We start from the raw sequence: 21928 nt of genomic DNA, 5'->3' as shown, positions 1-21928 counted from the left end.
AGGCGGGTTTTACCTTCATGGAGGGCGGGCTTTCTCGCCTCCATGGTTGCCAGCCAGGCCGCTGCCCAGTGCACAGCTCAGCCAACAACCGCGACGGCCGCGCACGCGCGTGGCGGGTGGACGCTCAACTGTCTGCCTGCCACCCACCGCGCACACCGCGACAGCGGTCAATGGACACAGTGCAGCAGGAGCAGGGATGCAAGCAGGAAAAGAACACGGCAGCGCCGCCATGGGCGCGGGCATTTGGGGAGGAGAGTTTCAGCACAGGGGCAGGCCATGGCGGCGGGCAAGGATGCCGTCGCTGGTGGCCGCAGCCCTGGTTGCGCTGGCGCAGCCGGCGGTGCAGGCGCAGCAGCCATCGTCCGTGCAGGCGGGCCAGGCAGGGGAGCTGGCCTTCAGCATTGCGCCCCAGCCGCTGGCCGGCGCGCTGCGCCAGTTCACGCAGCAGGCCCAGCACCAGGTGCTGTTCGATCCGCAGATCGTTGCAGGCCGCACTTCGCCGGCCTTGCAGGGCCGCTTCACGCCGCGCCAGGCGCTGGACCGGCTGCTGGCCGGCACCGGCGTGACCGTGATCGATGCCGTACCGGGCGCCTATACGCTGAAGGCACCGGCCAGGGAGCCGTCGCCGGCAGCCGATGCTGCGCTGGGCACGGTGCTGGTCACGGCCCAGGCGCACGCTGGCGATACCACGGAGGGTTCGGGCTCCTATGCGGCCTCGCGCGTGTCGCTGGGCAAGGGGCAGAGCGTGCGCGAGACGCCGCAGTCCATCTCCGTGGTCACACGCCAGCGCATCGAGGACCAGGGCCTGGTCTCCGTGGGCGACGTGATGCAGCAGACCACGGGCGTGACGGTGGACTACGCGGGCTCGGGTGGCCTGGGCGGCACGGCCAACAGCTTTTACGCGCGGGGCTTCCAGATCAGCAATGTCCAGATCGACGGAGCGGCGGTGGATGCCTTCAGCCAGGGCACCTTCGACCCCAACATGGCCATGTACGACAGCGTGCAGGTGATCCGCGGCGCGGACGGCCTGTACAGCGGCAATGGCGAGCCCGGCGGCTCCATCAACCTGGTGAGAAAGCGCCCCACGGCACAGCCGCAGGTGCTGGCCTCGGCCTCGGTGGGCAGCTGGAACCAGCGCCGGGCCGAAGTCGATGTGGCCGGCCCCCTGGCTGCCGATGGCCGGGTGCGCGGCCGCGCCGTGCTGGCGCACAGCGACCGCGAGTTCTTCTATGACTACGCCGATGCGCGCAACACCTTGCTCTACGGCATCGTGGAAGCCGATCTGACGCCTGCGACCAAGCTGACCCTGGGCGGCAGCTACGACAAGTCGGCCAGCCTGCCCTGGCGCAGCGGCCTGCCGCGCGCGGCCAATGGCGACGATCTGCACCTGCCGCGCAGCACGGCGCTGATGGCCGGCTGGGGCCACTACGACAGAACCAACAAGGAACTGTTTGCGCAGCTGGAGCAACGGCTGCAAGGCGACTGGCGCGTCCGTGCCCATGCCAACTACGTCAAGGTCGACAGCGACAGCCGTCTGGCGGACATGTCCGGGGCGGTGGACCCCTCGACCGGCCTGGGCGCGGCGCTCAGCGGGTTCTCCAACGATTTCTATTCCACCAAGAAGGCGCTGGATGCCAACGTCAGCGGAACGTTCTCCCTGCTGGGGCGCAGGCACCGGCTGCTTTTGGGCGCGGACTGGGTCAAGATCCGCGACACGCAGGACACCTTTCTCTCCGAAGTGGATACGCCGGCGGGGGGAATCAGTGTGTTCGGCTTCGACCCGGGCGCCATTCCCCTGCCCAGCTTCGTCTGGAAGACGCGCAGCTTCGCGGGCTATGGCGCCACGCAGAAAGGCCTGTACGGCCGGCTCAACCTGAGCCTGACGGACCGGCTGACGGCCATCGTCGGCGCACGCCGCGCCAGCTATGCAACGCAGACACCCTGGCTGCGCTTCGACCAGGCCGGCAATCTCACCAGCCGCATCGTGTCGTCCAATAGCGAGAGCGGTATCTTCACGCCCTATGGCGGCCTGGTCTACGACATCGACGACCGCTGGACGGCCTACGGCAGCGTCGCCGAGATCCACAAGTCCCAGGCCGACAAGCTGGGTGGGCCCTTGCCAGGCACGCCGCTGGACCCCATCAAGGGCCGCAATTTCGAGCTGGGAACCAAGGGCGAGTTCAACGAAGGCCGGCTGATGGCCTCCATGGCGCTGTATCGCATAGAGCGCAATGGCGAGGCCGTGGCCGATCCCTCCTACCCCAATACCGACATCGGCGACGCGGGCCTGAACTGCTGCTGGCTGAGCAAGGGCAAGGTGGTCAGCCAGGGCGTGGAAGGCGAGATCTCGGGCGAGCTGGCGCGCGGCTGGCAGCTGTTTGCCGGCTACACCTTCAACCGCAACCACAACAAGACGCCGGGCATCGAAGGCATCTACCACTCCGTCACGCCCAAGCATCTGTTCAAGCTGTGGAGCACCTACCGCCTGCCGGGCGAGCTGTCGCAATGGACGATTGGCGGCGGCGCCAATATCCAGAGCGCGCATTTCGTCAGCGGCACGGCCAAGGCCTTCAATCCTGACTCGGGCAAGTTCGATGGCGCGGCCGTGCCCTTCAAGTTCAGCCAGGGCGGCTATGCCGTGTGGAATGCCAGCGTGCAGTACCGCATCAACCGCAACTGGCAGGCCGTGCTCAACCTGAACAACCTGTTCGACAAGGTCTACTACCGCACAGTGGGCACCAGCGGCGGCAACAACTGGTATGGCGAGCCACGCAATGTGATGCTGACGCTGCGCGGAACGTTCTGAGGCACCCCTGAGCGGCTGCGCCGCTTCCCCCTCTCTTCGGAGGGGGGCGGACACCCTCTGGGCGTGGCGCCCAACGCCAGCAACCTGCTGGACAGGCGCTGCTACGTGCCTTCGTTCAACACGGTGTCGGGCAACAACTGCTACGGCGCACCGCGCTCGCTGCTGCTGACGCTAAGCGCCGCGTATCTGGCGCGTGCTATGCGGCAGCGGCCGCCGCAACGCCGAACTCCTCGCTGTCCGCCTGGGCACCGTCGTCGAACACCAGGCGGCGCTCAGGCCAGCGCATGGCGGCAAGCTTGAAGCGCTGCTGCGGGTCCTCGCCCGCCAGGCGGGCATTCCAGCGGCCGCCGACCGAGTAGTCCACGCAAAACACATTGCCGCGCCGGCCGTGCCAGGACAGCGGGCCCGTCTGGCCGAACAGGTTCTCGGCCTGGGCGCCATGGAAGGACGGGCCGCCGCGATTCAGGCGCCGCCAGTAGTGGCCCACGACCACGGCCTGGGCATCCTCATATTCGTTCCACCAAGCCACGCGCTCGACGAAGCGCCACTTGCCGCCCGCGTAGAAGGGATTGCGGCATTCGCGCTCCACGCCCGAGGTCAGCACCTTCAGCGGATTGACCATGGCCTTGGCCAGTTCGCTCTCGCTGTGCGCGGGCAGGAAGGGCGGCAGCCAGTTGCGGTCTTCCAGGTCATGCGGCCATTGCCGGCGTTCGGCGCGCATGCGTTCGGCCACTTTGTTGACCTGGGCCTGCTGGGCGGCCACGGCCTCGAAGTGGTCATAGGCGCTGCGCGCGCTGCCCGGTGGCAGCTCGCGCGCCATGGCGATCTGCTGCGGGCGCCAGGCCGCGTGGACCACGCGCAGGTCCTCGCGCTCCATGGCAATGGGCAGCCGCTCCAGCAAGGCCAGGGTGTCGGGGATATCGCACAGCGGCATGCGTGCGAACGGGGCGTACTTGGGTGTGTCGGAGGCCACGCGGCTGTCGAAGAACCAGCCGGAGCCGTCCTTGGCATCCTCGCGCAGCAGGTTGATTTCATGGTTGCCGAGCACGGCCAGCGCATGGCCCGACTCCAGCATGGGCACCACGCGGGCCAGCACGCCCGGGCTGTCGGGACCCCGGTCGCAGAAGTCGCCCACGAAGACCAGGCGCCTGCCCTGGGGGTGGCGGCCCAGCGCGTCGTAGCCCAGGTGCCCCAGCAGATGCTCCAGCGCTTCGGCTTCGCCATGGATGTCGCCGACGATGTCGAGCGGACCGGGGGGCAGGGGCTGGACGAGGCTCATGGCGGAAAGATGCAAAAGACGGCGCAGGCTTGGAAAACCGACATTATTTGCACAGACCCGCCGTGCCCGCCAGCCCCGTTTGCGACAGGACCGTGTCAGCGCCGTTGCAGGCGCACAAAGCTGTAGGGCAGGCCATTGGCTGCCACATGGCGGCTGCGCGAGGCCTCCTGCCACTCGGGGCCCGGCGTGGGCGCGAAGGCGTCGCCTTCGTAGTCGCGTTCGATTTCAGTCACCTCGATGCTGTCGGCCAGCGGCAGGGCCTGGGCGTAGATCTGGGCACCGCCCATGACCCACACGTCGGCGGATGCCTGGCGGCCCAGCGCCAGGGCCTGCTCCAGGCTGGTGGCATGCAGCACGCCGGGGGCGGCCGGCTCGGGCGCCCAGTCCGCCTGGCGCGTGACCACGATGTTGGTGCGCCCGGGCAGCGGCCTGAAGCGGGCCGGCAGCGAGTCCCAGGTCTTGCGGCCCATGACCACGGCCGAGCCCTGGGTCAATTGCTTGAAGTGCGCCAGGTCCTCGGGCAGGTGCCAGGGCATGGCATTGTCCTTGCCGATGACGCCGTTGGCGGCGCGTGCGTAGATGAGATGGATGGCCATCGGGCGGGTCTTTCTGCTGCCTCAGACGGCCACGGGGGCCTTGATGGGCTCGTGGTGCTGGTAGCCGACGACCTCGAAGTCCTCGTACTCGTAGCCGAAGATGGAGTCGGGCCGGCGCTTGATCTGCAGCGTCGGGTAGGCGAAGGGCTGGCGCGCCAGCTGGGTCTCGACCTGGGCGAAGTGGTTGTTGTAGATGTGGCAGTCGCCGCCGGTCCAGACGAAGTCGCCCACCTCCAGGTCGCATTGCTGGGCCAGCATGTGGGTCAGCAGCGCGTAGCTGGCGATGTTGAAGGGAACGCCCAGGAAGATGTCCGCGCTGCGCTGGTATAGCTGGCAGCTGAGCTTGCCGTCGGCCACGTAGAACTGGAAGAAGGCGTGGCAGGGCATGAGCGCCATCTGCGGCAGGTCGGCCACGTTCCAGGCGCTGACGATGATGCGGCGGCTGTCCGGGTTGCTCTTGAGCTGCTTGACCACTTCGGCGATCTGGTCGATGTGGCCGCCGTCCGGCGTCGGCCAGTTGCGCCATTGCACGCCATAGACCGGGCCCAGGTCGCCGTCCTCACGGGCCCATTCGTCCCAGATGGTGCAGCCGCGCTCCTGCAGCCAGCGCACATTGCTGTCGCCGCGCAGGAACCACAGCAGTTCCAGGATGATGGACTTGAGGTGCACCTTCTTGGTGGTGACCAGCGGAAAGCCTTCGGACAGGTCGAAGCGCATCTGGTGGCCGAACACGCTGCGCGTGCCCGTGCCGGTACGGTCGGTCTTGGACACGCCGTGCTCGTACACATGGCGCATGAAATCTTCGTACTGGGAGCGGGCTGGGCGGGGCGCAGGAGTCGTGTTCATCTTCCGGATTATCCCTTGATGAATACGGCGTCTTGTCCGACGGTATCCATGCCCCTTGAAACAAGGTCTGGCGCCCCGGGTGCGAAAATGCCCGCAGACTGGTGCCGGTGCATTGCCCAGGCTTTCGCACCGGCGTCACCGCTTTTTTCGCATCCGCTTTGACAAGGAGCTTGCGCATGTCTTCCATGCTCTCCCCCTGGCAGGCCGCCGTTGCATTGGGTGTCGCCATGCTGGCGCTGACAGCCTGCGATCCGCGTTCTCCCTCCGTCCCGACTCCCAAGGCCGCGCAGTCCGTCGCACTCGATGTGGCTGCGCCAGCTCCGGAATTGGTGCTGGCGTTTCCCGCGCGCACGCGCATGCCCTCCACCGCCAAGGCGGGGGAGCCCGGCCTGGACAGCCTGGCCGAGTACGTGGGCAAGTATCCCTACGACGGCACCAACTACCTGGAGCAGGGTGTGCTGGCCGACCGGCTCAAGGCGCTGCTGGGCACCAGCTACCCGACCCTGCTGAGCAATATGCGTACCGTGGGCCCGCTGACCAAGGAAGGAGATGTCTGGAGCATCGTCGGCCTGCGCCCGCACCAGGGCGGCGAGGAAATGGGCGCCATCGTGATCGATCCCGCCCGCAATGCCCTGCGCGTGTGGCTGCTCACCGGCGGCAAACAGTCCGACTTCTCCGATGCGGCCGGCGCCGATATCGCCTGGCCCGAACAGGTCAACAAGACGATGGCCAATATCGAGGCCAAACCGGTTTCCTGACAAGGCAGGCACGGGCCGCTCCTGGCTCAGGACGGCGCGTGCAAACCCGGCGCTGCCCCAGAAGGGGCGGCGTTGCGCTCAGGAGGCTTGCCTTGGCAGGATGCAGCCCGGGTTCATCAGTCCCTGCGGGTCCAGCGCCTGCTTGATGGCGCGCATCATGCCCAGCGCCACGGGGGACTGGTACTTCTGCAGCTTGTCCACCTTGAGCGCACCCACGCCGTGCTCGGCCGAGAACGAGCCGCCGAATTCGGCCACGGCTTCATAGACGAGGTGGTTGACCAGGTGCTCTCGCTCGTTGAGGAAGGCCTTGGCGTCACCGCCCTCGGGCGCCTGCACGTTGTAGTGCAGGTTGCCGTCGCCCAGGTGGCCGAAGTTGACCAGGCGCACGCCAGGGATCTCGCGCTGCAGCACGGCATCGGTGTGCTCGACGAAGGCGGGGATGCGCGATGCGGCGATGGAGATGTCGTGCTTGATGTTCAGGCCTTCCTCGGCCTGGGCCAGCGGAATGCTTTCGCGGATGTGCCACAGCTCATGGGCCTGCGACAGGCTTTCGGCCACCACGGCGTCGAGCACGCAGCCGTCCTCGAAGGCCAGCTCCAGCAGCGCCTCGAAACGCTCGCGCGCATGCTGCTCGGACTCGCTGTCCGAATTCTCGACCAGCACGTAGTAGGGCGGCGCGCCGATCAGCCCGGCAAAGGGCACGCGCAGCTGGGGCATGTGCTTGATCACCAGCGACAGCGCGAACTGGCCCATGACCTCGAAGCCCGTCAGGCCCGCGCCCAGGTACTGGTGCGCCATGCCCAGCAGGCGCACGGCCGCTTCCATGGAGGGCACGGCGGCGAAGGCCGTGAGCTGGGCCGCAGGCTGGGGGAACAGCTTCATGGTGGCGGCGGTGATGATGCCCAGCGTGCCTTCGCTGCCGATGAACAGGTCGCGCAGGTCGTAGCCGGTGTTGTCCTTGCGCAGGCCCTTGAGGCCGTCCCAGATCTCGCCCTGCGGGGTGACCACTTCCAGGCCCAGGCACAGCTCGCGCGTGTTGCCGTAGCGCACCACCTGGGTGCCGCCCGCGTTCGTGCCCAGGTTGCCGCCAATGGTGCAGCTGCCTTCGGCGGCCAGCGACAGCGGGAACAGCAGGCCCTCTTTCTCGGCAAGCTCCTGCAGGCTTTGCAGGATGCAGCCGGCCTCGACGGTGAAGCTCAGGTTGTCGCGGTCGATGTTGCGCACGGCATTCATGCGCGTGAGGCTGAGCACGACCTGCGTGCCGCTGTCGTCCGGCGTGGAGCCCACCGACAGGCCGGTGTTTCCGCCCTGCGGGATGATGCTGGTGCCTGCGGCCGCGCATTCGCGCACCACGGCGGCCACCTCGGCCGTGCTGGCCGGGCGTACCACGGCCAGGGACTTGCCGCGCACGCGGCGGCGCCAATCCTGTTCGTAGGCCACAAGGTCGCCCTCGGTGAGGACATGGGCTTCGCCGACGATCTGGCGCAGGCGTTCAAGCAGTGCAGTCATGTTGCAACTTCTTTCAAAGACGTGAAGGCATGAAAACGGGGGGCTCAGCCGCCGGCCGCCTGGGCCGCGCGGCGCGCGCTGCGCTGGCGCCAGCGCACATGCAGGGCGCAGGCGGTGAACAGCATCAGGCACAGGAAAACTTCGAGCAGCGCCAGCCAGCGGCCGGGCGCGGGATCGCTCCAGGCGCGCACCACGCCCTCGGTGAAATAGATCCACACCAGCAGGCTGACCCAGCGGTAGGTGTACATGCGGTGCTTGAGCAGGCCGATCAGCGGAATCGCCAGCGGCAGGGCCTTGAGCACCAGCCAGGAGCCCCCGGGCCGCATGGGCGCCAGCCACAGTTCCCAGGCCAGGCTCAGCACGATCAGGCCCATGAGGCTGGAGACCGCCAGCCAGCGGGTGGCGGCGACATCGGCGCCGGGGCGAGAAATGGAATCAGTCATCGGGGTGGCATCATATCGGCCATGGTCTTGACCTTTGAACATGTGATTGCTTGGATGGCCGCGCCCGCTGCAGACATGCGCCTTGCGGCGGAGATGGGGCGATGAGCGGCGGCCCCGAAAAGGAGCCCGTCGATGGCCTGGAGGATGGCTCCCTGGCGCTTCCCGTTCCTGCCCGGGAGCGCGGCCTGTCCCTGGCCGAGCCGCCCGAGCCTGCGGTGCCGAGATCGTGGCGCGAACGCTGGCGCTGCTTTCCATGGCGCAATACCGCACACACGCTGCGCGAACGCTTTCGCGAGGACCGGCTGGGCGTGACCGCCAGCAGCCTGACCTTCACCACGGTGCTGGCCCTGGTGCCGTTCTTCACGGTGGCGCTGGCGCTGTTCACGGCCTTTCCCATCTTCTCCCGCGTGCAGATCGTGCTGGAGCGCTGGCTGATCGACAGCCTGATCCCCGAGACCATCGCGCGCCAGGTGCTGGGCTATCTGACGCAGTTCGCCTCCAAGGCCAGCCAGCTGGGCATGGCCGGTTTTTCCATTCTGGTGATCACGGCGGTCGCGCTGATCCTCACCATTGACCGCACGCTCAACAACATCTGGCGCGTGCGCCAGTTGCGGCCGCTGGGCCAGCGCGTGCTGATCTACTGGGCGGCGATCACGCTGGGCCCCCTGGTGCTGGGCCTGAGCCTGGTGCTGTCTTCCTATGTGATGTCGGCCTCGCGCGGGCTGGTCAATGCGCTGCCCGAAGGCTTGCGCTTCATCTTCGATTCCATCGAGTACCTGGCGCTGGCCGCTGGCATGGCGGGCCTGTACCACTACGTGCCCAACACGGCGGTGCGCTGGCGCCATGCCTGGGTGGGCGGCCTGTTCGTGGCCACCTGCATGGAGCTGGCGAAGAAGGCGCTGGGCCTGTACCTGGCCTCGGTGCCTACCTATTCGGTCATCTACGGCACCTTCGCCACGCTGCCTATCCTGCTGATCTGGATCTACATGGCCTGGGTCATCGTGCTGCTGGGCGCCGTGGTCACGGCCTACCTGCCCATCGTGATGGCGGGCGTGCAGCGCATGCCGGGCCAGCAGGGCTGGCAGTTCGAGATGGCCGTGGAGATCCTGCAGTACCTCGCACAGGAGCGCGAGTCGCCCGCCAAGGGCTTGTACGCCAGCGATCTGGCGCGGCGCCTGCGTGTGGACTGGCAGCAGATCGATCCGGTGCTGCAGGCGCTGTCGGTGCTGGACTGGGTGGGCACGGTGCAGGCCCCCGGCACTGTGGCGGCCAGCGAAGGCCCCGAGCCCCGCTACATGCTGCTGGTGGAGCCCCATCGCACGCCGCTGCAGCCGCTGGTGCAGCGTCTGCTGCTGGCGCCGTCGCCGGCCGTGCAGCCACTGTGGGATCGCACGGGGCTGGCAGGCATGACGCTGGCCGATCTGCTGGAGCAAAGGCCGCAGGCTCCGGTCTAGAGCGGAATGCGGCCCGTCAGGATGTCGCGCCACATCACCCAGTCGCCGCGAAAGCTGTAGAGCGGGCGCTTGAAGCTGGCGGGCCGGTTCTTCTCGAAGCCGAAATGCCCTATCCAGGCAAAGCCGTAGCCAAACAGCAGGCCGCCCAGCAGGAACCAGAAATTGCCGGTCAGAAACAGCGCGAACAGGCACAGCAGCGCCAGCGTGGAGCCGACGAAGTGCAGGCGCCGGCAGGTGCGGTTGCTGTGCTCCTGCAGGTAGAACGGATAGAACTCGGCAAAGCTCTTGAACTGGCGCGGGTCCACGGCAGCCTGTGCGGCGCCGGGCAGGGGAGCGGAAGCGTGTGACATGGCAGGCCTTCGCAAGCATGGGGTAGGGTCAACTTATACGCTGCTGCCTTGCCGCTCACCATCGGAGGAACCCGCGCGCCCAGGTTCGCAAAAGCTGCCCCGAGAGAGACAAAAGCTGCCGCATTCCGCCCTGCGCGTCGCCACGGTGTCGCCCTCTGGCGGCATGCGGGCGCATGATGTCTGCCGGGCCGGCGCTGACCGGCATGGAGTTTTTCGATGCCTTCCTCCTGCATGACCGACATCCCCGCATCCCTGAGCGAAACCCGCATTTCCACGCCCCAGGGCAGCATCTACGTCAGGCGCTGGCAGGCGCCGGCGGCCGGCGAAGAGTCCCTGGCCCGCGCGCCCATCGTGCTGCTGCACGACTCGCTGGGCTCGGTGGCGCTGTGGCGTGATTTCCCGCAGCAACTGGCCGAGGCCACGCGCCGCGATGTGCTGGCCTACGACCGGCTGGGCTTTGGCCAGTCCGACCCCTATCCGGGCACGCTGGGGCCGGGCTTTGTGGCCCGGGAGGCAGAGACCGTGTTTCCGGCAGTGCACCAGGGGCTGGGCCTTGGGGATTTCATCGTGCTGGGCCACAGCGTGGGCGGCGGCATGGCCGCCATGGTGGCGGCCCGATACGGCGCGCAGTGCAAGGCGGTGGTCACGGAGTCCGCCCAGGCCTTCGTGGAAGATCGCACCTTGCAGGGCATTCGTGCGGCCCAACAGGATTTCGCCCGGCCCGGCCAGCTGGCGCGCCTGGAGAAATACCACGGCGACAAGGCCGCCTGGGTGCTGTCTGCCTGGGTCGATACCTGGCTGTCGCAGCCATTTGCCGACTACCGGCTGGACGAGGCGCTGGAGCGCGTGCGCTGCCCGGTGCTGGCCATCCACGGCGAGCATGACGAGTTCGGCTCCCTGGTCCACCCCGAGCGCATCCGCGACCGGGCGCGCGGCCCTGTGGAGGTGGAGATCGTGGCCGGTGGCGGCCACGTCCCCCACCGCGAGCAGCCCGAGCGTATCGCCCAGCGCATCGCCCGCTTCCTGGCACGGGTCTGATCCCGGGTGGGCTTCATGGGCCGGCCTGGGCGGACGCCGAGAGCTCCGGCGGAAACAGCTTCTTCTTGATCACGGCGTGCACGCCCCAGTTGCCGTCCACCACCTGCGTCACGGCGAAGTCCACGGCCACGGAGATCAGCGATACGGCCTCGTCCTCGTCCAGCCCGTGGGCCAGCATCAGATAGCGCCTTGCCTTGTGGAAGGCGTCACGCATGGCGCCTTCCAGCGATGACTTGCGATAGACCTGGGACTGCGCCTGGCTGCCCAGTTCGGCCAGGTGGTCGGTGAAGCTGAAGCCCTGTATCACCCACTCGGAGCCGGTCTCCAGGAAAGGGTGGTCCAGCTCTGCAAGGAAGCGGTTGTCCAGCGTGGCGCGCTTGTGCACCCGCAGCTCGAAGCTGCCGGTCAGCGAGCATTCGATGGCCGTGCCGCACAGTTCCGAGTCGCCTTGGGATGCATGCGGGTCTCCCACCGAAAACAGTGCGCCTGGCACCGATACGGGCAGGAAGAGGGTGGCTCCCTTGCCCGCGCGCCAATTGTCCAGGTTGCCGCCGAAGTAGCTCGGCGGTATGGAGTCGATCAGGCCGGCCTCTCGCGGTGCCACGGCCAGCATGCCGAAATGCGGACGCAGCGGCACGCGTGCCTTGTCCAGCACACCAAAGCGCCGGGTGATGCTGGCGGGGTCCACGGGCACGCCCGGGTAGTCGATGGTCGGATGGACCACGCCGAAGGGGTCGGTCTGCGGCGTCCAGCGGTAGTTGTAGACGGCGCGGGCCGTGGGCTCCTCGGGCAGTGCGTGGTCGATTTCGTAGATGGTGACCACTTCGCGCTGGCGGGGCTCCGTGATCTGGTCGCGGTAGTGAAAGCCCCACCAGGCGGCGGCGTTGCTGCCGAAGACACGGCCGTGGTGGGCGGGGCTGCAGCTGGGGCGTGGCTGCACGTCGAGGATGCGTATCTCCAGCAGGTCGCCAGGTTCGGCCTCATGCACATAGACGGGGCCGGTGCAGATGTGCACGCCGAAGCCCTCGCCTGCGCCGCGGCCGTAGATCGAGGCATCCATCGGGCCCGCGCCGCGCCGGTCCACGGCCTTCTGGGCTGCGGTCCAGTGGAACACGCTTTCGGCGCCCGGATCGCCTTCGATCATGCGTTCCCAGTCGTCCGAGGCATGCTGGGTCAGCGTCTCCATGGTCACCACGTCACCCGAGCGCACCGAAAGCACGGGCTTGAGTGAACGGCTCAGGTAGCCCCAGTGCACGGTCTTGTCGGAGACCGGAAGATAGTAATGCTGGGGCGACGCACCGCCATTGTCTGCGTGCGCCGAGCGCTTGGGCACAAGGGCCAGCGCCTGGGCGTAGCGTGCATGGTCGCGCAGCAGGGCCTGGAACGGGCTGTGTGCCAGGCGCGCTGCGGCCGGTTCTGCACCCTGCGCAGCGCTCTCGGCGGGCGAGGGGCGTCCGCGCTGGCCGGGCGGCGCATCCTGCACCCGCGCCGGACTGGCGCGATAGGCCTTGGGGGACAGCCCATAGCGGGCCGTGAAGGCACGGCTGAAGTTGGCGGCATCGCCAAAGCCCCAGCGAAAGCACAGCTCGGCGATGGAGAAATGCTGCAGCGAGCGGTTGCTCAGATCCATGCGGCAGCGCTCCAGCCGGCGTTCGCGCAGGTAGGTGCTGAAGCTGGTGGCCGCTCCCTTGAACAGCTTTTGCAGATAGCGCGTGGACAGCCCCTCGGCGTCGGCGATGGCATCGATGGACAGTTCGGCATCGCCCAGCCGGGTTTCGATGGCGCGGCAGATGCGGCGCAGATGGCCAAGCTGCACGGCGCTTGGCGGCTCGGTCGCCTCGGCCTGCTCCTGGTCGGGATTGCCGGCGCGCGGTGTCAGGCAGGTGACCAGCATGTCGGTGAGCGTGGCCTCCACCGACAGCAGATCGTCCTGTGCCAGTGTGTCGATCTGCTCTGCCAGTGAGGCCGCCATTGCCATGCACATGGCCCCCACGCCGCCTGTCCCGCCGATGTGCCTGGCCTCGGGCGGGCACGAGCGCAGCAGGCGCAACAGAAAGCTCGAGGACTCCAGCCGCGCAAGCAGCAGGCGGCCGTCGCCGGGCAACTGCAGCTGCCAGTCCCGGTCTGACTCCAGCAGCAAGGCCGAGCCGGCCTTGAGCGGGAACGCGGCGTCCTCGACCACCGCATCGGCGCTGCCTTGCAGCAAGGCGCACAGCAGCAGGCCCGGGCCGCGCAGCCGCTTGGCCACGGCCCGCAGCGTCAGCGGCGAGGTGGCCAGCGTGATGAACACCGATCCCAGTGGCGAGCTGCGCAGCGCCAGGTGGGTGGCTGGTGGCGTGGGCGCTTCGCCATGGATGTCTGCCCTGGACAGCGCCTCATTGAGCGCAGCCTGCCGCAAGGCATCGGGAAATGCGTGGGTGGAAAAGCGTCTTGGATCATCTTGCATCAGGGGCGAACTATGAACTGCCGCGTACTGCCTGTCCAAGCCCGGCGCGCCGGATGGCAGCCGCGACAAGTTTTTGTGCGCGCAGGAACAACCGGCCTGGACATGCTCGCCTGGACACTGGCGCTGCCGGCACCGATCCACAACAGCAGGAGTATTTTCGATGACCATCCCCCACCAAGAACATATCTGCGGCCCGGGCTGCCAGCACGGTGCTTCGCCAGCCGATGAGACGCTGATCCGCGAGGAATTCCAGGTTGCACGCCGTTCCTTCCTGCGCGACGCCATGGTGGTCGGTGGCGGCGCGGTCTCGGCCGGCGCCATCAGCGGTGCGATGGCACCGTCCCGGGCCTTTGCCCAGGGCGCGCCCGGCGCCCGGGCCGGCCAGGGCATGGCCAGCCACTACTACATTCCCGCCTCTGCCAGCACCGTGCTCTGGGGCTACTTCAGCAGATCGGCCAAGCCGGTGGTCGAAGTCGAATCGGGTGACTACGTGACCATGGAGACGCTGACCCACCATGCCAATGACGATGCCGAACGCATGGTCCTGGGCGACCCTGGCGCCGAGAGCGTGTTCCACTGGGACAGCCAGCGCAAGAACGTCGATCGCCGGGGCGCCGGTCCCATGGATGCCAAGAACGGCGCAGGTGGCGGCCAGGGCGTGCACATCTGCACGGGACCGGTACGCATCAAGGGCGCCCAGCCCGGCGATGTGCTGGAAGTACGCATCATTGATGTGGTGCCGCGCCCCTCGGGCAACCCGCAGTTCAAGGGCCGGACCTTCGGCAGCAATGCGGCGGCGAACTGGGGCTTTCACTATGGCGACACGCTCACCGAGCCCCGAAAGCGCGAGGTGGTCACCATCTACGAGGTGGATGCGACCGGCGAGCGCAACTGGGCCCGCGCCGTCTACAACTACCGCTGGACGCCGCAGACCGACCCCTTCGGCGTGGTCCACCCGACCATCGACTATCCGGGCGTGCCCGTGGACCACCGCACGATCAGCAAGAACGAAAACGTGCTGCGCAATATCCGCGTTCCCGTGCGCCCGCATTTCGGCACCATCGGCGTGGCGCCGGCCGAGGTGGAGATGGCCAGCTCCATTCCGCCCAACCACACGGGCGGCAACATCGACAACTGGCGCATCGGCAAGGGGGCGACCATGTATTTCCCCGTGGCCGTGCCAGGGGCCAACTTCACCGTGGGCGATCCGCATGCCTCGCAGGGGGACTCCGAACTGTGCGGCACGGCCATCGAGTGCTCGCTGACCGGCACCTTCCAGCTGGTCCTGCACAAGAAGGCGGACCTGCCTGGAACGCCGCTGGCCGAACTGGCCTATCCGCTGCTCGAAACCCAGGACGAATGGCTGCTGCACGGCTTCAGCTACGCCAACTACCTGGCGGAGCTGGGGCCAGATGCGCAAAACCAGATCTTCAAGAAGTCTTCCGTGGACCTGGCGCTGCGCGACGCTTATCACAAGATGCGCCACTTCCTCATGACCACCCAGGGGCTGGGAGAGGACGAGGCCATCTCGCTGATGTCGATCGCCGTGGACTTCGGCATCACCCAGGTGGTGGATGGCAACTGGGGCGTGCACGCGCTCGTGAAAAAGAGCATCTTCCCCGCGCGCGGGGCGTGAGTGCGTGAGTGAGTGCGTGCCTGCCCTGCGGGCAGGACCCGGCCGGTCTCAGCGCGCCAGGAAATCCCGGATGGCGAACAGCGTCTGGTCGGGCGCCTCGGTCATCTGGTTGTGGCCGCTGGGCAGGTGCACGATGCTGACCTGGCGCTGCGCGCCCCGGGCCGCCTCGATCAGGCCCTTGGCGGCCTTGGGCGGCGTCATCTGGTCCTGCTCGCCCAGGGCGAACAGGACCGGGCATTGCAGCGCCGCCATGGCCGCCTCGCCGCCCGCGTAGCTGTCGCAGGCCTTGAAGCCGGCGTGCAGCAGGTTGGTGCGGTCATTGCTGGCCAGCACGCGCCGGCCCAGCGCCATGCCGGCGCCGAACACCCAGCTGCCTGCGCCGCTGGGTGGCGCCAGCGTGGCGCGCGAGAACACATTGACCATGCGGATGGCCTGCTCTGGCGTGCTCAGTGCGGAGTCCAGCAGGGCGGGCGAGACCTTCATCGGATAGGCCGTGCCCACCAGCACCAGGTGGCTGACGCGCGCGCCTAGCCGCGCGGCCGCTTCCATGGCGATCAGGCTGCCCCAGCTGTGGCCTACCAGCGCGGCCTTCTCGATGCCTGCCGCATCCATGAGCTGGCCGATGAAATCCGCCGCCGCCTCCACGCTGGCCGGCGCATCGCCTGCGCTGCGGCAGTGGCCCGGCAGGTCTATGGCCAGCACGTTCCAGCCGTGGTTGGCCAGGTAACGGCTTTGCAGTGCCCAGACGCTGTGGTCGCACAGCACGCCGTGGATGAGGATGGCCGTCGGCTGTGCGGGATTGAAGGCCTTGCCGCCGGTATAGGCGTAGATGGCATGGCCGTGAACATCGATCTTCATTGTTGGTGTCTCCCTTGCCGATTCACGCGGCCTTCTCGGCCGCCTTGAGGGCGCGCTTGAGGTCGTCGATCAGGTCGTCTGCGTCTTCCAGCCCGATGGACAGGCGGATCGTGCCCTGGCCGATGCCGGCCTGGGCCAGCGCCTCGTCGCTCATGCGGAAGTGCGTGGTGCTGGCAGGGTGGATGACCAGGCTGCGGCAGTCGCCCACGTTGGCCAGGTGGCTGAAGACCTTGAGCGTCTCGATGAACTTGCGGCCCTGGTTGCGGTTGCCCTTGATGTCGAAGCTGAACACCGAGCCTGCGCCGCGCGGCAGCAGCTTCTTGGCGAGCTGGTGCGAGGGATGGGTATCGAGCAGCGGGTGGCCCACGCGGCCCACCAGCGGATGGCTGGCCAGGAATTGCACCACCTTCTCGGTGTTGCGGATATGGCGCTCCATGCGCAGCGGCAGCGTCTCTATGCCCTGCAGGATCAGCCAGGCCGTGTGCGGGCTCATGCAGGCGCCGAAGTCGCGCAGGCCTTCGCGGCGTGCGCGCAGAAGGAAGGCGCCAGTGCTGCTTTCCTCGCTGAACACCATGTTGTGGAAGCCGTCGTAGGGCTCGGTCAGCTCCGGGAAGCGTCCCGACTTTTCCCAGTCGAAGCTGCCGCCATCCACCACGATGCCCCCGACCACGGTGCCGTGGCCCGACAGGAACTTGGTGGCCGAGTGGTAGACGATGTCCGCGCCATGCTCCAACGGCTTCATCAGCCAGGGCGATGTCAGCGTGGAGTCCACCAGCAGCGGCACGCCGGCCTCATGCGCGATGGCGCTGATGGTGGGAATGTCGAGCACATCCAGGCCCGGGTTGCCCACGGTCTCGCCGAAGAACAGCTTGGTATTGGGCCGCACGGCGGCGCGCCAGCCGTCGATGTCGCCGGGCTTGACGAAGGTGGTCTCTATGCCGAAGCGCGCCAGCGTGTAGTGCAGCAGGTTCTGCGAGCCGCCGTACAGCGCCGTGCTGGCCACGATGTGGCTGCCCGCGCCCATGAGCGTGGCCACCGACAGGTGCAGCGCCGCCTGGCCGCTGGCCACGGCGATGGCGCCCACGCCCCCTTCCAGGGCCGAGACGCGCTGCTCCAGTACGGCGTTCGTGGGATTGGAGATGCGGCTGTAGACGTGGCCGGGGCGCTCCAGATTGAACAAAGAGGCCGCATGGTCGCTGGACTCGAAGACGAACGAGGTCGTGAGGTGGATGGGCGTCGCGCGCGCACCGGTGGCGGGGTCGGGCTGTGCGCCCGCGTGCAGCGCCAGAGTGTCAAAGCCGGGATCCGAGTAGCCGGGCATTCCTGTCTCCATGGTTGTCAAGGCAAGCGGGCATTGTGGGCTATATTTCCCGACAGACATGGGCTTGCCGCAACCACGGCGACACAGACAATCTTGGAGATACGGCATGAAAGTAAGTGACATCCTGCGCGTCAAGGGCAACACCCTCTACACGGTGTCGCCGGACGAAAGCCTGGCCAGCGCGGTGCAGGTGATGTCCGAGCGCGATATAGGCTCCCTCGTGGTCATGGAGCACGGCGACGTGGTCGGCATGCTGACCTTCCGCGAAGTGATCCAGGGCTTTGTCAAGCACGGCGGCGTGGGCGAGACGCTGGTGCGCTCGGCCATGGACGACGCTCCCATGACCTGCACCATGGAAACCGACATGGACGAGGTGCGCCGCATGATGCTGGACCGCCATGCGCGCTACATGCCGGTGATGGACAAGCGCATGCTGATGGGCGTGATCAGCCTGTACGACGTGGCCAAGGCCGTGGTGGACAGCCAGAACTTCGAGAACCGCATGCTCAAGGCCTATATCCGCGACTGGCCCGAAGGCGAGCGCCAGGGCACGGACTGATCATCCGGTCGCGGCAAGACCGTCCCTGCCCATGCAGCAAGGCCTGCGACCGCAGAACGCGGCGCAGGCCTTGGTTTTTTACGGCCGGGCGCAAGCCCGTTCAATGCACGCTGCTGCGCCGGGGCTTGAGCAAGGCGCTGGGCGGCACGGCATAGGCCTGCCTGAAGACGCGGCTGAAGTGCGAGAAACTGGTGAAGCCGCAGGCCATCGCCACATCGGTCACGCGCCGCGCATTGTCGGCCTGCAGCAGCAGGTGGGCCTGGGCCAGGCGCTCGTTCCAGAGCCAGCGGCTGGGAGTCAGTCCCTCGGTGGCGAACAGGCGCGCCAGGCTGCGCAGCGACATGCCCAGGCCCTGGGCCACCTGCAGGGGCTTGAGCTCGGGGTCATCCAGCCGGGCCCGCATGTACTGCTTGGCCTGGGCAAGCCGGTTGCGGGTTCTGAAATCATCGGGCCTGGCTGAGACCAGCAGCATGGTCATCAGGGTGGGGTGAAGATTCTGGTCACCGGCATCCTGTTGAAGGATGGGTGAGGGCGGTGGAGTGCTGCTCGCAGGATCGCTGCGATCCTGGCGTTGCGTTGAGCCGGAAGAGGTCTGCATTTCACGAATCTCCCGCAAGTTGCGGCTGGTGCCTGAGGGATGGTCCGCAGGCGGTTGAAGAACAATGTTCTGTAATTCTAGCTATCAATATTTGTAATTTGATAGTTTTATTGTTTCTTTGCGGGAGATGGCTGCCTGCGCAATGCACCGCTGCAGCGGGAGCGGCGCCTGGGGGCGACCCGGGCATAATCATCGGCCTATGAGCGGCAACACCTTCGGAACCCTATTCACTGTCACCAACTTCGGCGAATCGCATGGCCCGGCCATCGGCTGCGTCATCGACGGTTGCCCGCCTGGCATGGCACTGAGCGAGGCGGACATCCAGCACGACCTGGACCGCCGCCGCCCCGGCACCAGCAAGTTCGTGACGCAGCGCAACGAGCCGGACGCGGTGGAAATCCTCTCGGGCGTCTACGAAGGCCGTACCACGGGCACGCCGATCGCTTTGCTGATCCGCAATACCGACCAGCGCAGCAAGGACTACTCCAACATTGCGCAAAGCTTTCGTCCCGGCCATGCCGACTACGCCTACTTCCAGAAGTACGGCATCCGTGATCCGCGCGGCGGCGGCCGCTCCTCCGCACGGCTGACGGCGCCCACGGTGGCGGCCGGCGCCGTGGCCAAGAAGTGGCTCAAGGAAAAATTCGGCACCGAGTTCCGCGCCTGCATGACCCAGGTGGGCGAGCTGTCGCTGCCCTTCGAGAGCTGGGAGCATGTGCGCAACAATCCCTTCTTTGCGCCGGTGGCCGATGTGTCCCGCTACGAGGAATACATGGATGCGCTGCGCAAGTCGGGCGACTCCTGCGGCGCCGCGCTGCGCGTGCAGGCCAGTGGCATGCCGGTGGGCCTGGGCCAGCCGCTGTATGACCGCCTCGATGCCGACGTCGCCTACGCCATGATGGGCCTGAACGCCGTCAAGGCCGTGGAGATCGGCGCGGGCTTCGACAGCGTGGTCCAGCGCGGCACCACGCACGGCGACTCGCTGAGTCCTGAAGGTTTTCGCAGCAACAACGCCGGTGGCATCGTGGGCGGCATCAGCACGGGCCAGGATCTGGAGGTGCGCATCGCCATCAAGCCCACCAGCTCCATCATCACGCCGCGCGAGTCCATCGACACCCAGGGCCAGAGCACCGAAGTCATCACCAAGGGTCGCCATGACCCCTGCGTGGGCATCCGCGCCGCGCCCATCGCCGAAGCGTTGCTGGCCCTGGTGGTGATGGACCACGCCCTGCGCCACCGCGCCCAGTGCGGCGACGTCGATTCAGGCCTGGCGCCGATTCCTGCCGCGGCGCCCTGAAAGCGCTGCCAGGACGCCAAAGAGAAAGCCGCCCAAGGGCGGCTTTCTTGTGTCCTGCCGGCCTGATCAGCCGGGATTGCGGACTTCATCCATGACGTTCTTGAAGTCGTCCACGTCCTCGAAGCTGCGGTAGACGCTGGCGTAGCGGATGTAGCCGACCTTGTCGAGCAGCTTGAGCTCGCGCATCACCATCTCGCCCAGGCGGCTGGAGAGCACTTCGCGCTCGCCCAGGTTGCGCAGCCGTTCCTCGATGCGCTCGATGGCGGCATCGATCTGCTCCGTGCTCACGGGACGCTTGCGCAGCGCAATCTTGAACGAACCCAGCAGCTTGGCGCGCTCGTACTCGATGCGCCGCCCGTCCTTCTTGACGATGGCGGGGAAGCTGACCTCGGGCCGCTCATAGGTGGTGAAGCGCTTGTCGCAGCCGCCGCATTGGCGGCGGCGGCGGATGAAGCCCCCATCCTCGGCCTCACGGGTCTCCACGACCTGGGTGTCCGGGTGGCTGCAGAACGGGCACTTCATGGCAGGCCTCTATGCGCTCAAATCAGGCGCCGTAGACCGGGAAGCGGGCCGTCAGCTCGGCCACCTGGGCGCGCACGCGGGCCAGGTTGGCTTCGTCGCTGGGGTTCTCCAGCACGTCGGCCAGCAGGTTGGCCGTCAGGCGGGCTTCCTCTTCCTTGAAGCCGCGCGTGGTCATGGCGGGCGTGCCCACGCGGATGCCGCTGGTGACCATCGGCTTTTCGGGGTCGTTGGGGATGGAGTTCTTGTTGATCGTCATGTGGGCGGCACCCAGTGCGGCTTCTGCCGCCTTGCCGGTGATGCCCTTGGCGCGCAGGTCCACCAGCATGACGTGGCTTTCCGTGCGGCCGGAGACGATGCGCAGGCCGCGGGCCGTCAGCGTTTCGGCGACGACCTTGGCATTCTTCACGACCTGCTCCTGGTAGGCCTTGAACTCGGGAGACAGTGCTTCCTTGAAGGCCACGGCCTTGCCGGCGATGACGTGCATCAGCGGGCCGCCTTGCAGGCCGGGGAAGATGGCGCTGTTGATGGCCTTCTCATGCTCGGCCTTCATCAGGATCACGCCGCCGCGCGGGCCGCGCAGGCTCTTGTGCGTGGTGGTGGTGACCACGTCGGCGTGGGGCACGGGGTTGGGGTACACGCCCGCGGCGATCAGGCCGGCGTAGTGGGCCATGTCCACCCAGAAGATGGCGCCGACTTCCTTTGCGATCTTGGCGAAGCGCTCGAAGTCGATGGCCAGGGCGTAGGCCGATGCGCCGGCCACGATGATGCGGGGCTTGTGCTCGCGCGCCAGCGCTTCCATCTTGTCGTAGTCGATGGCTTCTTCGGCGTTCAGGCCGTAGGAGACTACGTTGAACCACTTGCCCGACATGTTCAGCGGCATGCCGTGCGTCAGGTGGCCGCCTTCGGCCAGGCTCATGCCCATGATGGTGTCGCCGGGCTTGGCAAAGGCCATCAGCACGGCCTGGTTGGCCTGGGAGCCGGAGTTGGGCTGAACGTTGGCGGCTTCGGCGCCGAACAGCTTCTTGACACGGTCGATGGCAAGCTGCTCGACCACATCGACGTTCTCGCAGCCGCCGTAGTAGCGCTTGCCCGGGTAGCCTTCGGCGTACTTGTTGGTGAGCTGGGAGCCCTGGGCTTCCATCACGGCGGGCGAGCAGTAGTTCTCGCTGGCGATCAGCTCGATATGTTCTTGTTGACGCAGGTTCTCGGCCTGGATGGCGGCAAAGACTTCGGCGTCGACCTTCTCGACGGTATTGGTGCGTTGAAACATGGCAGTCCTGTGAACTTGAAATTCCCTTGAGGCCAAGGGCTGCCCAGGCGAACGGCGGAACACTCCAGATCCCGCGTGCGCATGGAGGCTGGGCGGTACGCTCCCCGGTGGTTCACAGAAGGTGGTTCTTTTCAGGCCTTCTGCTGGTTTCCACGTCAGCGGCAGCGGTGCGTGAAACGGCTGCGCCTATCGCCAGTTGCGTACCCCGCTAGTGTAGCTGAGCTGATGGAGCCGAAGACAGGCGAGGGGCGTTGGCAAAGCCGCCTGCCTGGCAGATCAGCGGGTACAGGCAGGAATGAAAAAAGCTGGCCTTAGCCAGCTTCGTGCGCCATGTCGGTGGTT

At 67.2% G+C, this 21928-nt stretch carries 19 protein-coding genes and 1 riboswitch; of the genes, 7 read left to right on the top strand and 12 right to left on the bottom strand.

Annotation, left to right across the window (positions count from 1 at the left end; translation table 11 throughout):
- The first annotated feature begins 196 nt into the window (after positions 1-196).
- Positions 197-2806 (top strand): TonB-dependent siderophore receptor, encoded by a 2610-nt coding sequence (locus ACN20X_RS23335; protein WP_473209952.1) that lies wholly within the window; start codon positions 197-199, stop codon positions 2804-2806.
- Positions 2807-3002: 196 nt separating this feature from the next.
- On the opposite strand, the gene ACN20X_RS23330 is transcribed toward ACN20X_RS23335, so the two are convergent.
- The 3 genes from ACN20X_RS23330 to ACN20X_RS23320 all read right to left on the bottom strand — a co-directional run bounded on the left by ACN20X_RS23330 (position 3003) and on the right by ACN20X_RS23320 (position 5527).
- Positions 3003-4085, bottom strand: coding sequence for a metallophosphoesterase (locus tag ACN20X_RS23330; protein ID WP_016447512.1), 1083 nt, complete (start codon positions 4083-4085; stop codon positions 3003-3005).
- 95 nt (positions 4086-4180) lie between these two features.
- Positions 4181-4681 (bottom strand): dihydrofolate reductase, encoded by a 501-nt coding sequence (locus tag ACN20X_RS23325; protein WP_017406729.1) that lies wholly within the window; start codon positions 4679-4681, stop codon positions 4181-4183.
- Between the two features lie 21 nt (positions 4682-4702).
- The gene (locus tag ACN20X_RS23320) at positions 4703-5527 is read right to left on the bottom strand and encodes a thymidylate synthase (RefSeq protein ID WP_473209951.1); all 825 of its coding nucleotides are present in this window, start codon (positions 5525-5527) and stop codon (positions 4703-4705) included.
- A gap of 176 nt (positions 5528-5703) precedes the next feature.
- On the opposite strand from ACN20X_RS23320, the gene ACN20X_RS23315 reads away from it, so the two are divergent.
- The gene (locus tag ACN20X_RS23315) at positions 5704-6285 is read left to right on the top strand and encodes a hypothetical protein (protein WP_016447509.1); all 582 of its coding nucleotides are present in this window, start codon (positions 5704-5706) and stop codon (positions 6283-6285) included.
- Positions 6286-6363: 78 nt separating this feature from the next.
- On the opposite strand, the gene ACN20X_RS23310 is transcribed toward ACN20X_RS23315, so the two are convergent.
- Both ACN20X_RS23310 and ACN20X_RS23305 read right to left on the bottom strand, forming a co-directional pair.
- A complete protein-coding gene (locus ACN20X_RS23310; RefSeq protein WP_017406726.1) occupies positions 6364-7794 on the bottom strand; it encodes an FAD-binding oxidoreductase in 1431 nt (476 codons plus the stop codon).
- Between the two features lie 44 nt (positions 7795-7838).
- Positions 7839-8237, bottom strand: a complete 399-nt coding sequence (locus ACN20X_RS23305; RefSeq protein ID WP_016451330.1) for a DUF2069 domain-containing protein — start codon at positions 8235-8237, stop codon at positions 7839-7841.
- Positions 8238-8338: 101 nt separating this feature from the next.
- Between ACN20X_RS23305 and ACN20X_RS23300 the strand changes: the two genes are divergently transcribed.
- Positions 8339-9691, top strand: coding sequence for a YihY family inner membrane protein (locus ACN20X_RS23300; protein WP_034367315.1), 1353 nt, complete (start codon positions 8339-8341; stop codon positions 9689-9691).
- Here the strand turns inward: ACN20X_RS23300 and ACN20X_RS23295 are convergent.
- Entirely contained in the window at positions 9688-10041 is a 354-nt protein-coding gene (locus ACN20X_RS23295; RefSeq protein ID WP_016447505.1) for an Mpo1-like protein, read from the bottom strand. The two genes, ACN20X_RS23300 and ACN20X_RS23295, sit on opposite strands and share 4 nt — an antisense overlap.
- Positions 10042-10257: 216 nt before the next feature.
- On the opposite strand from ACN20X_RS23295, the gene ACN20X_RS23290 reads away from it, so the two are divergent.
- Entirely contained in the window at positions 10258-11079 is an 822-nt protein-coding gene (locus ACN20X_RS23290; RefSeq protein ID WP_016451331.1) for an alpha/beta fold hydrolase, read from the top strand.
- A 13-nt stretch (positions 11080-11092) separates the two neighbouring features.
- Here ACN20X_RS23290 and ACN20X_RS23285 read toward each other — a convergent pair whose 3' ends face one another.
- On the bottom strand, positions 11093-13525 hold the full coding sequence (locus ACN20X_RS23285; protein ID WP_473209950.1) for an acetamidase/formamidase family protein: 2433 nt from the start codon (positions 13523-13525) through the stop codon (positions 11093-11095).
- Positions 13526-13685: 160 nt separating this feature from the next.
- Here ACN20X_RS23285 and ACN20X_RS23280 point away from each other — a divergent pair, with 160 nt between their 5' ends.
- Entirely contained in the window at positions 13686-15161 is a 1476-nt protein-coding gene (locus ACN20X_RS23280; RefSeq protein ID WP_473209949.1) for an acetamidase/formamidase family protein, read from the top strand.
- Positions 15162-15209: 48 nt separating this feature from the next.
- Here ACN20X_RS23280 and ACN20X_RS23275 read toward each other — a convergent pair whose 3' ends face one another.
- Both ACN20X_RS23275 and ACN20X_RS23270 read right to left on the bottom strand, forming a co-directional pair.
- Positions 15210-16019: an alpha/beta fold hydrolase gene (locus ACN20X_RS23275; protein ID WP_126310643.1), complete on the bottom strand. Its 810-nt coding sequence runs from the start codon at positions 16017-16019 to the stop codon at positions 15210-15212.
- 22 nt (positions 16020-16041) lie between these two features.
- On the bottom strand, positions 16042-17340 hold the full coding sequence (locus ACN20X_RS23270) for an O-acetylhomoserine aminocarboxypropyltransferase (RefSeq protein ID WP_017406117.1): 1299 nt from the start codon (positions 17338-17340) through the stop codon (positions 16042-16044).
- A 106-nt stretch (positions 17341-17446) separates the two neighbouring features.
- Here ACN20X_RS23270 and ACN20X_RS23265 point away from each other — a divergent pair, with 106 nt between their 5' ends.
- A complete protein-coding gene (locus tag ACN20X_RS23265) occupies positions 17447-17899 on the top strand; it encodes a CBS domain-containing protein (RefSeq protein WP_212646536.1) in 453 nt (150 codons plus the stop codon).
- A 100-nt stretch (positions 17900-17999) separates the two neighbouring features.
- On the opposite strand, the gene ACN20X_RS23260 is transcribed toward ACN20X_RS23265, so the two are convergent.
- Positions 18000-18377, bottom strand: a complete 378-nt coding sequence (locus ACN20X_RS23260) for a helix-turn-helix domain-containing protein (RefSeq protein ID WP_223275132.1) — start codon at positions 18375-18377, stop codon at positions 18000-18002.
- 319 nt (positions 18378-18696) lie between these two features.
- Between ACN20X_RS23260 and aroC the strand changes: the two genes are divergently transcribed.
- Positions 18697-19794: a chorismate synthase gene (gene aroC / locus ACN20X_RS23255; RefSeq protein ID WP_016447498.1), complete on the top strand. Its 1098-nt coding sequence runs from the start codon at positions 18697-18699 to the stop codon at positions 19792-19794.
- A 66-nt stretch (positions 19795-19860) separates the two neighbouring features.
- Here aroC and nrdR read toward each other — a convergent pair whose 3' ends face one another.
- Positions 19861-20316, bottom strand: coding sequence for a transcriptional regulator NrdR (gene nrdR, locus ACN20X_RS23250; RefSeq protein WP_012206755.1), 456 nt, complete (start codon positions 20314-20316; stop codon positions 19861-19863).
- 22 nt (positions 20317-20338) lie between these two features.
- Positions 20339-21586 carry a serine hydroxymethyltransferase gene (glyA, locus tag ACN20X_RS23245; protein ID WP_016447497.1) on the bottom strand — a complete coding sequence of 416 codons (1248 nt, stop codon included), beginning with the start codon at positions 21584-21586 and terminating at the stop codon, positions 20339-20341.
- Positions 21587-21620: 34 nt separating this feature from the next.
- Positions 21621-21796: riboswitch (ZMP/ZTP riboswitch) on the bottom strand.
- Positions 21797-21928: the final 132 nt, after the last annotated feature.

It is taken from the genome of Delftia sp. PX-1 (genome assembly GCF_055797465.1).
The sequence above is the reverse complement of the archived record's forward strand: the minus strand, read 5'-3'. Positions and strand labels throughout refer to the sequence as shown.